Source organism: Pedobacter glucosidilyticus, from assembly GCF_002483235.1.
GTDB lineage: Bacteria > Bacteroidota > Bacteroidia > Sphingobacteriales > Sphingobacteriaceae > Pseudopedobacter > Pseudopedobacter glucosidilyticum_B.
This window is the reverse complement of sequence record NZ_DLHN01000017.1, coordinates 161,404-175,676: the sequence shown is the minus strand read 5'-3', so window position 1 is coordinate 175,676 and position 14,273 is coordinate 161,404. Positions and strand designations below refer to the sequence as shown.

Genomic DNA, 14,273 nt, shown 5'->3' with positions numbered 1-14,273 from the left:
TGTAAATGCTACGTCTGTTATTATTATCAACGTTTTTTATTTTTGTGTTAGAAGATAGTTTTGCAAACAAAAAGCTTAATTCTTACCCTACTCCTCAACAAAAATTTGTTGATACCATATTTATTAAATCTTCTAATAACAGTCTCATAGCAGATGAATTAGCTTTATTAAACCCTCAAGAGCTTATCAAAAAAATAAGCGATGTTTTAAGTTTAAATATTGGGATAAGTGCAATAACTTATCATCAGCATCAACTTTATTTTAATTCCTTACCGCAGCAACTGATTTTTTATTCAGAGGCAAATTTGAAAGAAAGACAGGCAGGTTTATACATGATGATGGCTGTAACAGAAACCCTAGCAGGCGATTTAAATATAGCTTACCATCATTTTAATAAAGCTCTAATCCTGTATCAAATGCAACTTAACCACGCTAAAGTTGCACAAATAGCTAGTTTTCTATATCAACTAGCGGTAATTTTTGGTGAAGACAAAGCCGCAGCAGATTATAATACCATTGCTTTAGCGGGTTTTCGTATTAGCCAAAACGATAAAAGTTATATAAATGCTTTACTACAACAAAACCAGCTATGGCTAAAGGCAGGGTATTTTAAACAAGCAGAACAACAAATTTTAACCAAAACTTTACTTATAGCCTATAAGCTTAATAGCAAACAAGCAGAAATAGATTGTTATATGCAATTGGGGCGGATATATTTATTCCAGAATAAGTTTACAGAAGCCAAATGGTTTTTTGTACAGGCCAATATTTTAGCAAACAAAATTCAACAACAAGAAGGTATCATACGTTCTTTACTGATGTTGGCAAAAGTTAAAAATAAAATAAAAGATCATCATCTAGCTTTAGCAGATTTACAAAAGGCAGAAAGGCTTATCAACCAGCAAAACGAACGTTTTCAATTTGATGTTTTAAAAAACCTTGCTATTACCTATTTCAAACTTGGAAGTAAAGAAAAAGCAGAAATATATAGTGTCATCTATAACAAAGAGCATGAAAGTTACGTTAATTCTATTACTTATCGTTAAATTTATTCTATGTTTTTAGTAGATTATAAACAAATACCTTAATTTAGCAACCAGATTATATTATCTGAATTTTTAAAATCACACATGTACATTCTTATTTTCTTTTTGGCACATTGGTTTCTGTCCCTTTTTGCCCAAACCTTCTACCTACACCGTTATGCTTCTCATAAAATGTTTACCTTAAACAAGTTCTGGGAGAAAGCCTTTTACATTTTTACTTGGTTTAGTCAGGGAGCATCTTATTTAGTGCCCAAGGCTTATGCTATCATGCACCGTATGCACCATGCTTTTTCAGACACAGAAAAAGACCCACACTCGCCACATTTTTTTGAAGATGTTTTTCAAATGATGTGGAACACCAGAGGTATGTATAATGGCTTTGCGGAAGGAACTTTACAAGCAGATAAAGAGTTTAAAGGGAACTATCCAGAGTGGAAGTTTATAGATAAAGTAGCTTCTTCTTTTATTACTAGAATTTTATTTGGCTTAGGATACATTGCATTTTATGTATTTTTTGCAACCTCTTGGTGGATGTTTTTATTACTTCCTATTCATTTTATTATGGGGCCATTACATGGTGCTATCGTAAACTGGTGTGGCCACAAATACGGTTATGCTAATTTTGATAATGATGATAAATCTAAAAACTCAACTCCTTTTGATTTCTTCATGTTAGGAGAACTTTTTCAGAACAATCACCATAAGTTTCCAAACAGTCCAAACTTTGCAAAAAAATGGTTCGAGTTTGATCCAGTTTACCCTATTTTAAAGGTTTTACACTGGGTAAAAATTATCAAATTAAGAAAGGTTTAATAGCTTTCGCACAGAGGTGTTATGTAATCTTAAAAACACCTCTGTGTTATAATCATATTAATTGCATTTTTTTATTGTAATTAATAAAAATAATACGCTCTTTTGCGTCAAATATTAGTCCTAAGTGGCTGATGCATAAAACAAATGAAACAACAAAACTTACATACCTTCAAGAAATTAACAGCCGTTAAAAAGGTGTTTAATTTCTACATGTTGCTTTCTAATTTACATACATCTATTCGTTTACTACGACGAAGACCTCTGTTTGTCACCAGGGATTAAACCTCTGCTGATAGTTCTAGCCTCTTTTTCTGTTTGTAAGTAAACAGGTTTCTAATTAAATTTTTGTTTATTCTGATTAAAATCCCTCATGAAGGATTTATCTTTTTCAAAAAATGCATATTAACGATTTTAACATACTGGTTGCTGGTTTGCAACATGTAGGTTATGCAGAAACTATTTGCACAGAGATGGAAACCTCTGCAAAAGTACGTGGAACAGGTATAGCAAAGCGTTCTCCAGAATATGTTGCCAATAAAATGTTAGAAGGTAAAGCTGTTATTGCTTTGCACAAAGACGGTACATGGGCAGGCTTTTGTTATATAGAAACCTGGAGCCATGGCGAGTTTGTGGCTAACTCTGGTTTAATAGTTAACCCTATCTACCGTAAGGCTGGTTTGGCTAAAGCTATTAAGTTTAAGATATTTGATTTATCCAGAGAAAAATATCCAGACGCTAAGATATTTGGTTTAACAACAGGTTTAGCCGTGATGAAAATCAATTCTGATTTAGGTTATGAGCCCGTAACTTACTCGCAACTAACCCAAGATGAGAATTTCTGGAAAGGCTGCCAAAGCTGCGTAAACTACGATATCTTGATGAGTAAAAACAGGCAAAACTGTATGTGTACAGCCATGCTTTACGACCCAGAAGAGAAAAAAGCCGAAGAAGCTGAAAGATTAAAAAAGATAACACACAAAGCTACTTTATTAGAAAGAATAGAAGCAAAATTGCGTCGTTCTTTAAAAATGGTTGTAGCCGGATTGTTTTAAAATAAATCGTATTGATATATGAGATCGCAAATCTTATATATCAATACCCAATACTAAACAAGTATCGAAATATGAGATCGCAAATCTCCATACTCAATACTCAATACTAAAAAAGAAATGAAGAAAAAAGTAGTTTTAGCCTTTAGCGGAGGATTAGATACCTCATTTTGTTGCATATATCTTTCTAAAGATTTGGATTTAGAAGTACACTCGGTAATTGTAAATACCGGAGGTTTTTCTGAAGAAGAATTAAAACAGATAGAAGAAAGAGCCTACAGTTTAGGTGTGGCTTCTCATCATGCTGTTGATGCGGTAAAAGGCTATTATGATTCTTGTTTAAAATATTTAGTGTTTGGTAATGTATTAAAAAATAATACTTACCCACTTTCTGTAAGTGCAGAGCGTGTTACACAAGCTACTGCTATTGCAAACTATGCAAAAGAAATTGATGCAGATTTTGTAGCTCATGGTAGTACTGGTGCAGGTAATGACCAAGTGCGCTTTGATATGATTTTCAATATCTTGGTTCCTAAAGTGGGTATCATTACGCCTATTAGAGATTTGAAATTAAGCCGTGAAGCAGAGATTGAATATCTACATCAACATGGTGTAGAAATAAATGCCGAAAAAGCTAAATACTCTATCAACAAAGGGATTTGGGGTACATCTGTGGGAGGTAAAGAAACCTTAACTTCTAACGGTATGCTACCAGAGGAGGCATGGCCAACTCAAGTAACCAAAACAGAGGCAGAAAATGTGGAACTTGAATTTGTAAAAGGGCAGTTAATAGCTATAAATGGTAAAAAATATAACCATCCAACAGAAGCAGTTCAAGTTTTACAACAAATAGCTGCTCCTTTTGGTGTAGGTAGAGATATCCACGTAGGTGATACCATTATTGGGATAAAAGGAAGAGTTGGTTTTGAGGCTGCAGCACCAATGGTGATTATTAAGGCTCACCATGCTTTAGAAAAACATACTTTAACCAAGTGGCAGCTAAGCTGGAAAGACCAATTGGCCATGTTCTACGGAAACTGGATGCATGAAGGTCAGTTTCATGACCCTGTGATGAGAGATATCGAGGCTTTCTTAGAAAATACACAGAAAACAGTTAACGGAAAAGTATTTGTACAGCTGTTACCTTACAGATTTCAGATTATAGGTATCGAGTCTGAGAATGACTTGATGAGTAGCAAATTTGGTAGCTATGGCGAGATGAACGAGGGTTATACAGGAGATGATGTTAAAGGATTCTCCAAAATATTTGGTAACCAGGTAAGTATATGGCATAAAGTAAACGAGGGGATTAAAGATGAGTAACATAAAAGTAGGCATCATTGGCGGAGCTGGCTATACAGGCGGAGAGCTTTTAAGAATTCTAGTTCATCACCAAAAAGTTGAAATTGCGTTTGTACACAGTAATAGTAATGCTGGTAACTTAATATCAGATGTGCATACTGATTTATTGGGCGATACTGATTTAACTTTTACGGATCAATTATCTCAAGATATTGATGTATTGTTTTTATGTGTGGGCCATGGCGATGCTAGAAAGTTTTTAGAAGCAAATCCTTTCAAAGATGCTATCAAAATCATAGATCTTTCTCAAGATTTTAGGCTCAATCAAAAATCGAAAATCGAAAATCGAAAATTCATTTACGGTTTACCCGAGCTTAACAAGGAAGCTATAAAAACAGCTCAAAACATTGCTAATCCAGGTTGTTTTGCAACCTGTTTACAACTGGCTTTGTTGCCTTTAGCTAAAGCAGGATTGTTAAAATCTGAAGTTCATATCACGGCAACTACAGGTTCAACAGGTGCCGGACAGAAGCCAACCACAACTTCTCATTTTAGTTGGAGGAGTAACAACCTTTCGGTTTATAAAGCTTTTGAGCATCAGCATCTAAATGAAATCGGCGAAAGCCTAAAAAGCCTCATCCCAACCCTCTCCAAAGGAGAGGGAGCAAAGACAGGAGAACAAGAGGATTTAGTGTTAAACTTTATTCCTTATCGCGGTAGTTTTGCTCGTGGAATTATGGCCTCAAGCTATATGGATTGTGATTTAAGTTTAGAAGAAGCAGAAAAATTATATCAAGATTTTTATGCAGATGCTCCTTTTACACATATCAGCAAGGAAAATATAGACTTAAAGCAGGTTGTTAATACCAATAAATGCTTGATTCATTTAGAAAAACACGGCAATAAACTGATGATTTTATCCATCATAGATAACTTACTAAAAGGCGCATCAGGCCAAGCCGTACAAAACATGAATTTAATGTTCGGACTAGATGAAAGGGAAGGCTTGAGGTTGAAAGCGATTGGGTTTTAGAAGCCTCACCCTAACCCTCTCCAAAGGAGAGGGAAAACTGGATGCAGAGCATGACAAAGAATATTAAGAATTAATTAAAATAAGTATTACAATTTTTAAGCACTCCCTCTCCTTTGGAGAGGGCCGGGGTGAGGCAAATGAAACTATTCGACGTATACCCAATTAACAATATAGAAATCGTAAAAGGCCAAGGTAGCTTGGTTTGGGACGATAAAGGGCAAGAGTATTTAGATCTTTATGGCGGACATGCTGTAATTTCTATAGGTCATACACATCCGCATTATGTAGAGCGTTTAACGCAGCAGTTAAGTAAATTGGGTTTTTACTCAAACTCAATTAAAATTTCTTTGCAAGAAGAATTGGCAGAAAAGCTTGGTAAGGTTTCTGGAAGAGAAGATTATCAATTGTTCTTATGTAACTCTGGTGCCGAGGCTAATGAGAATGCTTTAAAACTAGCATCTTTTGCCAATGGAAGAAAAAAGATTGTGGCTTTTACCAAAGCTTTCCATGGCAGAACATCTTTAGCGGTATCAGCAACAGATAATCCTAAAATTATAGCTCCGGTAAACCAAACAGAAAATGTTGTTTTCTTGCCTCATAATGATGTTGATGCACTAAAAGCCTTATTTGATAAAGAGGGGAATGAGATTTGTGCAGTTATGATAGAAGGTATTCAAGGTGTTGGCGGTATACAGGTTGCTAGTGATGAATTTTTACAAAGCATACGTTCATTATGTACACAATACGGAGCTTATTTTATAGCAGACTCTGTACAGTGTGGTTATGGTAGAAGTGGTAAATTTTATGCTTCAGATTTTGCTGGTGTAGATGCTGATATTTATACCATGGCAAAAGGCATGGGCAATGGTTTTCCTATTGGCGGTATTAGCATTAGTCCGGCGTTAAAACCTTGGCATGGTATGTTAGGTACTACTTTTGGTGGTAACCATTTAGCTTGTGCAGCAGCTTTAGCTGTTTTAGAGGTGATAGAGCAAGACCATTTGATGGATAATGCAGCTAAAATAGGGACTTATCTGATAGAAGAATTAAAGAAACTTAATCATATCAATGAAGTAAGAGGCAGAGGTTTAATGATTGGTATTGATTTACCAGAGGAGCTTAACCAAGTGAAGAAAAACTTGTTATTTAACCATCATATTTTCACCGGTGAAGCTAAACCTAATGTGATTAGATTATTACCAGCGTTAAATCTAACCAAAGAACACGCTGATAGATTTTTAGAAGCATTAAATAAAGAGTTGAAAGCTTAGGTTTTCAACTCTTTTTGATAATGGTTATATTTGTTGAAAACTAAAGGTTTAAGATATGATAGCATACCAAAATTATATTTCTATAGAGCCTCATAAAAGGTTTGGAAAACCTTGTATCTCTGGAACAAGAATTTCTGTTTATGATATCTTAAGCTGGTTAGCCAATGGCATGACCATATCCCAAATAAAAGAAGATTTCCCTGAGTTATCTGATAACCAAATTAAAGCCTGTTTGGCTTATGCGGCTGATAGAGAACATAAAATACGAGTTGCATAGTGAAATTAACTTTTGATGCAGATTTTTTTGAAATAGCCAATCTTAACGGGCATCCACCTAAAATTATCTGGTTAAGATTTGGAAACACCACTACATTAAATATTGCTGAGATTCTTTGCAATAAATACCAATTGATAAAAGATTTTATAGATAATCCTGATTATCAGGAATTAGCTTGCTTAGAAATAGATTAATAACCCTCAATAAAGATGAAACTATTCTCCTCCGTTAAAGACGTAACTGATGTTAACCAACTGGTTTCAGAAGCTATTAAGTTAAAAGCCAATCCTTTTGCTGATGAGCAATTAGGAAAGCATAAAACGCTTGGTCTCATATTTTTAAACCCTAGCTTACGTACCCGTTTAAGCACCCAAAAGGCTGCTATGAATTTAGGTATGCAGGTTATGGTGATGAATATGGATAAAGAAGGCTGGGCTTTAGAAACACAGGATGGCATCATCATGAATGGTACCACCGTAGAACACATCAGAGAGGCTGCCGGCGTCATGGGAGAATATTGTGACATCATTGGGATACGTTCTTTTCCAGGCTTAAAAGATAGAGATGAAGATTATTCTGAGTTGATATTTAACAAATTTGTACAGTTTTGTGGCGTTCCGGTAGTAAGTTTAGAATCGGCAACTAGGCATCCTTTACAAAGCTTGGCCGATTTAATTACCATAGAAGAGCTTAAAACCACGGCTAAGCCAAGGGTAGTTTTAACTTGGGCACCTCATGTTAAACCTTTACCACAAGCCGTAGCCAATTCTTTTGCAGAGTGGATGAATAAAGCAGATTACGATTTCGTTATTACTCATCCTCAAGGATATGATTTGGCACCAGAATTTGTTGGAAATGCCATGGTAACCAATAATCAAGATGAAGCATTAGCTGGGGCTGATTTTGTTTATGTGAAAAATTGGTCTTCTTATCAGGATTATGGCAAAATACTTTCTGATGGAGATGGCTGGATGATGACGAATGAGAAATTAAAACTCACCAACAATGCCGGCGTAATGCATTGCTTACCTGTAAGAAGAGGCTTAGAACTTTCTCATGAAATACTAGACGGACCAAATTCTTTAGTCCTTAATCAGGCAAATAATAGGGTTTGGGCTGCACAAGCGGTATTAAAAATGTGCCTTACCCACACCCTCTCCTCCTAAGGAGTTCCTTTGGAACGAAGGAGAGGGCTTACCTAAATAACGGAAATAAAATGTTTGATTTTTTTAAGTTTTCAAGTAAACATGGGTAAAAATAATCCACAAGATAAGCTAAACCATGGCTCCCTCTCCTTCGGAGAGGGCCGGGGAGAGGCTCTATATATCATTAAAATTGGCGGTAATGTTATTGATAATCCTACACAACTTGCCCAATTTTTAAAAGATTTTGCAAGCTTATCAGGAGCTAAAATTTTAATTCATGGTGGCGGTAAAATAGCTACACAAACAGCAGCAAAACTAGGTGTAGAAACACAAATGGTTAATGGCAGAAGAATCACTGATGCCGCTATGCTAGATGTAGTTACCATGGTTTACGGTGGTTTGGTAAATAAAAATATTGTAGCTCAGCTACAAGCTAATCACGTAAATGCTATTGGGATGACAGGTGCAGATGCCAATGCTATAAAAGCTATAAAGCGCCCTGTTAAAGATGTCGATTTTGGTTTTGTAGGAGATTTATTACCTGATGCTGTGAATGCCAATATCATCAAAAATTTACTAGAGGCAGGGTTAGTACCTGTTTTTAATGCACTTACACATGATGGTAATGGCCAGCTTTTTAACACCAATGCAGATACTATTGCTTCTGCTTTGGCAGTTGGTTTATCCTCCTTATATGAAACTAAACTGATTTATTGTTTCGAGAAAAATGGTGTAATGAGGGATATTAACGATGATGATTCAGTTATTCAAGAGATAAATCCATCTTATTTTGAAGCGCTTAAAGCCGATGGAATAATTGCTGATGGGATGTTACCTAAGCTACAAAACGCCTTTGATGCTATTCAGCATGGTGTACAAGAAGTTTATATCGGCCACGCAGCTAAACTAGCTGCTTTACAAAAAGAAAGTATATTTGGAACAAGATTAACAAAATAAGCCCATGGACTTTAAAAAATCAAATCAAATAGCCATTCTTGGTAGTGGTAATATCGGTTTATCTCTGGCTAAAGGTTTAGCACAATCTGGCTTATATCCAGCATCTAGCATCACTTTAACCAGAAGGAATATTGCTGCATTAGATGAGTACAAATTTCAAGGCTTTCAAGTAAGTGCAGATAACGTTTCAGCATCTGCGCAAGCTGATATTATTGTTCTGGCGGTTTTACCGCAGCAGTTAAATCAGGTATTAGACCAAATTGCGGGACAAATAGATGTAAATAAACACTTAATTATCTCTGTTATATCTGGTGTTTCTTGCGATGATATCAAAACCAGATTGAAGAAAGATGTGCAAGTAGTTAGGGTAATGCCTAATACGGCTATTGCCATTAAACAATCTATGACTTGTATTTCGGTAGGAAATGCATCTCAGGAGAATATAGAATTGGTAAAAAACATCTTCAATACAGTGGGTATTTGTGTGGTCATTAATGAGGAATTAATGACATCGGCAACAGCCTTATGTGCTTGCGGTATTGCGTTTTTCTTACGTTCTATCAGAGCAGCTTCTCAAGGAGGTGTGGAAGTTGGTTTTCATGCAGAGGAGGCTCTAAAAATGGCTGCACAAACGGCAAAAGGTGCTGCAGATTTATTATTGCAACTAGCATCGCATCCAGAGCATGAGATCGATAAGGTAACATCGCCTAAAGGCTGTACCATTGCCGGTTTAAATGAGATGGAGCATAATGGTTTTAGCTCGGCCATGATTAAAGGAATAAAATTATCAGCACAAAAAGCTGGCGAATTATACGATAAAGACTAATTTTTGATGGATACAGACATTTTGTTTCAAGATGCTTTAGCCTTATTGCAAAGGTTAATTGCTATCCCATCGTTAAGTAAAGAAGAAGACAAAACAGCTGATGAGATAGCTGTTTTTTTAGAGCAGCGAGGCGTAAAAATCCATCGTAAAGGGAATAATGTTTGGGCTTATAATCAGCATTTTGATAAGAAAAAGCCAACAATTTTGTTGAACTCGCACCACGATACTGTTAAACCTAATCAAGGTTATACCCGCGACCCATTTTTGCCAGAAATTATTGATGGAAAGCTTTTTGGTTTAGGGAGTAATGATGCTGGAGGTGCTTTGGTATCCTTAATAGCTACTTTTTTATACTTTTATCCACAAGAAGATTTAAAATATAACATCCTCATAGCAGCTACTGCCGAGGAGGAAATCTCTGGTAAAGAAGGTTTAGAGCGCATTGTGCCAGATTTAGGTAAATTAGAATTTGCTATTGTAGGCGAGCCTACAGAAATGCATCTGGCTGTAGCCGAAAAAGGTTTATTGGTGCTAGATTGTGTGGCTAAAGGTAAATCTGGACATGCGGCAAGAGATGAAGGTGAGAACGCCATTTATAAAGCTTTAAAAGATATTGCTTGGTTTAGAGATTATAAGTTTACAAAAGTATCGCCAACATTAGGGCCTATTAAAACAACAGTTACAATTATCAATGCGGGTTCGCAGCATAACGTAGTGCCAGACGAGTGTAAGTTTACAGTTGATGTAAGGGTAACAGATGCTTATACAAATGAAGAGGTTTTAAAAATCATCAGGCAGTTTGTAGATTGTGAAGTTATACCTCGTTCAACACGTTTAAAGCCATCTTATATCCCGATGGATCATCCTATTGTACAAGCAGGTATCGCTTTGGGAAGAAAAACTTACGGCTCGCCAACAACATCAGACCAAGCTTTACTAAATATCCCATCTTTAAAATGTGGTCCGGGAGATTCTGCCCGCTCACACACCGCAGACGAATTTATTTATGTAGAGGAGATAAGAATGGGAATAGAAATGTATATCAAATTGTTGGTTGATATTATGTAAATGGATAAAATCCTGAATTTTGTGATATATCTAATTGATAGATAAGTTGTTTTTATACATAAAGAATAATTTTGAATAGCCCGATAACTATACCAGAAGAAATCATTCTTAACAAAATTTATTTGTTAAGAAATCAGAAAGTAATGTTAGATAGAGATCTTGCAGAACTTTTCGGTGTAGAAACCAAGGTGCTTAAACAATCTGTAAAAAGAAATATGGAGAGATTTCCAGAAGATTTTATGTTTGAGATGTCTCCAGAAGAATTTCAGAATTGGAGGTCACAATTTGTGACCTCCAATTCTGATAAAAAAGGACTAAGGTATGCACCTTTTTGCTTTACTGAGCAAGGTGTTACCATGCTTTCTTGCGTTCTAAATAGTAAGAGAGCTATCCATGTTAATATTCAAATAGTAAGAATTTTTACTAAACTTAGGCAGTTTATTGTTGACCATTCAGAAATAAAGTTAGAGATAAGTGAGATTAAAAAACAGCTAAGTAATCATAGTAAAAATATTGAAGTTGTTTTCCAATACTTAGATGAGTTGTTGGAAAAGAAAGATCAGCCAAAAGAAAGAGTCAGAATAGGTTTTCACTTCGGTAAAGACAATAATTAATATCAATTTATATTGAATTTGAAGAAATGATGATTTAAAAATATCAGAATTATTTTAGAAGTACGATTTACGATTTTAGACTTATATTAGATTATGTCAAGAACAATAGAAATTATAAATCAGTTGTGGACAAGACTGGAGGATTTAAAACCTATAAAGTCTGAGTATAAGACTAAACTAGATAAAAAGTTCAGACTAGAGTTTAATTTTAATTCTAATCATTTAGAAGGGAACACTTTAACATACGGAGAGACAGAGCTTCTACTTATTTTTGATGATACAAAAGGAAATCATACTTTAAGAGAGTATGAAGAAATGAAAGCTCACGATGTTGCTTATTTACTTATAGAAGAATGGGCGCAGGATAAAGAGAGCCCATTGATTGAACAGAAAATAAAAAATTTAAATGAGATTATACTTGTTAGACCTTTTTGGAAAGAAGCTATAACTCCTGATGGTCAGAATACAAGAAGACTCATTAATATCGGTAATTATAAGAATCATCCTAATTCTGTAAGGTTAGCAAATGGTGAAATTTTTCACTACACTTCTCCAACAGATACTCCTTTTGAAATGCAAGATCTTGTAAAATGGTATGCTGAAGAAGAAGGAAAGATGCATCCTGTTAAACTTGCTGCCATGTTACATTATAAGTTTGTTAGGATTCATCCTTTTGATGATGGAAATGGTAGAGTATCTAGATTATTAATGAATTATGTACTTTTAAAGCATAATTATCCTCCTATTATTATTAAATCAGCCGATAAGCAAAATTATCTGAGAGCTCTGCATTTAGCAGATGTGGGAGATTATGAACCTTTTATAGAATATATAGGACAACAAGTAAAATGGTCTTTAGAGATTTCTATAAAAGCAGCTAAGGGAGAAAGTATTGATGAACAAGGCGATTTAGAAAAGAAAATATCAGTTTTAAAGAAAAAGTTAAAGCAAGAAAAAGAGGTTAAGGTCAAATTTGACAATAGTGTTCTTGAAATATTGGTAAAGAAGTATATTTTTCCTCTTGCCTATGAATGGGAAAAAATTTTAAAAAAGTTTGATCAGTTTTTTTTCTCCAGAGAAGTTTCTTTAAATTCTGAATTTGGAAAGGTAAGTGGAATGGAAATAGATGAAAAGCTCACAAGTGAATTTCTGAATATTCTTTTTATTTTAATTAGTACTAATGAAAAAATCAGTAGAGTCAGGTTTTCATCGAATTATAAAAAATTAAAGCGTTTCGAAGATAGTGGTAGTTTCAATGGTGGGTTTATTGAAATACAATTTCATCAAAATGCGTATGAGATTTCTTATTCTGGTTCTAAAACAATAATAAGTAAACTTTATGACGAAGAGTTAACTAAAGAAGAAATGGAATTAATCACTAATTCTATAGGTAATTGGTTTCATGCACAAATAGAATATGCTATAGAGCTTTACAATAAATAATATCAATTTGTATTGAATTTGAAGAAATGATGATTTAAAAATCTCAATACTCAATACTCAATACTCAATACTTCAAAAAATGAAATTGTGGCAAAAAAATACATCAACAAATAACCTGGTAGAAACTTTTACGGTTGGACAGGATAGAGAAATGGACCTTTATCTTGCTGCTTTTGATGTTTTAGGCTCTTTAGCCCATACCCAAATGTTAGAAAGCATTGGCTTAATGACCAAAGAAGACTTAGAAAAAGTACAACACGAATTAAAAAAAATATACAGAGAGATTGCAGATGGTAATTTCACCATTGAAGATGGGGTTGAAGATGTACACTCACAAGTAGAAATGCTTTTAACTCAAAGAGTTGGCGATGCTGGGAAGAAAATCCATAGCGGACGTTCTAGAAACGACCAAGTTTTGGTTGATTTAAAACTGTTTTTCCGTAGTCAAATACAGGAAATGGTAGCTTCTACAAAAGAATTATTTGATTTGTTGACCGAACTTTCTGAGCAGCATCAAGATAAATTATTGCCAGGTTATACGCACCTTCAAATTGCTATGCCATCGTCTTTTGGATTGTGGTTTGGAGCTTATGCTGAAAGCCTCATAGACGATTTAGAGTTGATGTTAGCAGCCTTTAAAATCAGTAATAAAAACCCACTGGGGTCTGCTGCTGGTTATGGCTCATCTTTCCCTTTAAACCGTACTTTAACCACACAATTATTAGGTTTTGATACGCTAAATTATAACGTGGTTTACGCACAAATGGGACGTGGCAAAACAGAGCGAGTGCTTGCTCAGGCGATGTCTTCTATTGCGGCAACGCTAAACCGTATGGCTATGGACGCTTGTTTATTTATGAACCAAAATTTTGGTTTCATCAGTTTCCCTGATGAATTAACAACCGGCTCAAGCATTATGCCGCACAAGAAAAATCCGGATGTGTGGGAGTTGATAAGAGGCCGTACCAATCAATTACAAGCATTGCCAAACCAAATCATGATGTTAACTACCAATTTACCATCTGGTTATCACAGAGATATGCAATTGCTGAAAGAAACGCTTTTCCCCGCCTTTAATAGCTTAATGAGTTGCTTAGATATGGCAAAACTGATGCTTAAAAATATCAAGATTAAAGATGATATTTTGGCTGATGACAAATATGCTTATCTATTTAGCGTTGAGGTAGTAAACAACCTAGTTTTAGGCGGGATGCCATTCAGAGAAGCTTATAAAAAAGTAGGTTTAGATATCGAGGCAGGTAATTTTGAGACCGATAGAAAAGTGAACCATACCCACGAAGGAAGTATCGGGAACTTAAATTTACCAGAAGTTAAAGCCATGATGCAGAGTTTACAAGCACAATTTAAGTTCGATAAAATAGAAATGGCAATTGATAAATTAGTCAAATAAAGCTGCGATAAAATCGCA

At 35.0% G+C, this 14,273-nt stretch carries 15 protein-coding genes; all 15 read left to right on the top strand.

What is annotated here, in order from left to right; genetic code table 11:
• The first annotated feature begins 5 nt into the window (after positions 1 to 5).
• The 15 genes from B2745_RS04440 (at position 6) to argH (ending at position 14,255) form a co-directional block, all read left to right on the top strand.
• Entirely contained in the window at positions 6 to 1,046 is a 1,041-nt protein-coding gene (locus tag B2745_RS04440) for a tetratricopeptide repeat protein (protein WP_304064079.1), read from the top strand.
• 84 nt (positions 1,047 to 1,130) lie between these two features.
• Positions 1,131 to 1,859: an acyl-CoA desaturase gene (locus B2745_RS04435; protein WP_304064078.1), complete on the top strand. Its 729-nt coding sequence runs from the start codon at positions 1,131 to 1,133 to the stop codon at positions 1,857 to 1,859.
• A 395-nt stretch (positions 1,860 to 2,254) separates the two neighbouring features.
• Complete coding sequence (locus B2745_RS04430; RefSeq protein WP_304064077.1) at positions 2,255 to 2,911, top strand: GNAT family N-acetyltransferase; 657 nt, start codon at positions 2,255 to 2,257, stop codon at positions 2,909 to 2,911.
• Between the two features lie 117 nt (positions 2,912 to 3,028).
• A complete protein-coding gene (gene argG / locus B2745_RS04425) occupies positions 3,029 to 4,231 on the top strand; it encodes an argininosuccinate synthase (RefSeq protein ID WP_304064076.1) in 1,203 nt (400 codons plus the stop codon).
• Positions 4,224 to 5,243 carry an N-acetyl-gamma-glutamyl-phosphate reductase gene (gene argC, locus B2745_RS04420; protein WP_304064075.1) on the top strand — a complete coding sequence of 340 codons (1,020 nt, stop codon included), beginning with the start codon at positions 4,224 to 4,226 and terminating at the stop codon, positions 5,241 to 5,243. The genes argG and argC overlap by 8 nt, the downstream gene beginning before the upstream one ends.
• Before the next feature lie 137 nt (positions 5,244 to 5,380).
• Positions 5,381 to 6,514, top strand: a complete 1,134-nt coding sequence (locus tag B2745_RS04415; protein WP_304064074.1) for an aspartate aminotransferase family protein — start codon at positions 5,381 to 5,383, stop codon at positions 6,512 to 6,514.
• Positions 6,515 to 6,569: 55 nt separating this feature from the next.
• Entirely contained in the window at positions 6,570 to 6,791 is a 222-nt protein-coding gene (locus tag B2745_RS04410; RefSeq protein WP_304064073.1) for a DUF433 domain-containing protein, read from the top strand.
• Positions 6,791 to 6,985, top strand: coding sequence for a DUF5615 family PIN-like protein (locus B2745_RS04405; RefSeq protein WP_304064072.1), 195 nt, complete (start codon positions 6,791 to 6,793; stop codon positions 6,983 to 6,985). The genes B2745_RS04410 and B2745_RS04405 overlap by 1 nt, the downstream gene beginning before the upstream one ends.
• 15 nt (positions 6,986 to 7,000) lie before the next feature.
• Complete coding sequence (locus tag B2745_RS04400) at positions 7,001 to 7,957, top strand: acetylornithine carbamoyltransferase (RefSeq protein WP_304064071.1); 957 nt, start codon at positions 7,001 to 7,003, stop codon at positions 7,955 to 7,957.
• 81 nt (positions 7,958 to 8,038) lie between these two features.
• Positions 8,039 to 8,893, top strand: a complete 855-nt coding sequence (argB, locus tag B2745_RS04395; RefSeq protein ID WP_304064070.1) for an acetylglutamate kinase — start codon at positions 8,039 to 8,041, stop codon at positions 8,891 to 8,893.
• 4 nt (positions 8,894 to 8,897) lie between these two features.
• On the top strand, positions 8,898 to 9,719 hold the full coding sequence (proC, locus tag B2745_RS04390) for a pyrroline-5-carboxylate reductase (RefSeq protein ID WP_304064069.1): 822 nt from the start codon (positions 8,898 to 8,900) through the stop codon (positions 9,717 to 9,719).
• 6 nt (positions 9,720 to 9,725) lie between these two features.
• Positions 9,726 to 10,787, top strand: a complete 1,062-nt coding sequence (locus B2745_RS04385) for a M20 family metallo-hydrolase (protein WP_304064068.1) — start codon at positions 9,726 to 9,728, stop codon at positions 10,785 to 10,787.
• A 143-nt stretch (positions 10,788 to 10,930) separates the two neighbouring features.
• A complete protein-coding gene (locus B2745_RS04380; RefSeq protein ID WP_414691919.1) occupies positions 10,931 to 11,401 on the top strand; it encodes an ORF6N domain-containing protein in 471 nt (156 codons plus the stop codon).
• Positions 11,402 to 11,494: 93 nt separating this feature from the next.
• Entirely contained in the window at positions 11,495 to 12,844 is a 1,350-nt protein-coding gene (locus B2745_RS04375; RefSeq protein ID WP_304064066.1) for a Fic family protein, read from the top strand.
• A 79-nt stretch (positions 12,845 to 12,923) separates the two neighbouring features.
• A complete protein-coding gene (gene argH / locus B2745_RS04370) occupies positions 12,924 to 14,255 on the top strand; it encodes an argininosuccinate lyase (RefSeq protein ID WP_304064065.1) in 1,332 nt (443 codons plus the stop codon).
• The last annotated feature ends 18 nt before the right edge of the window (positions 14,256 to 14,273 follow it).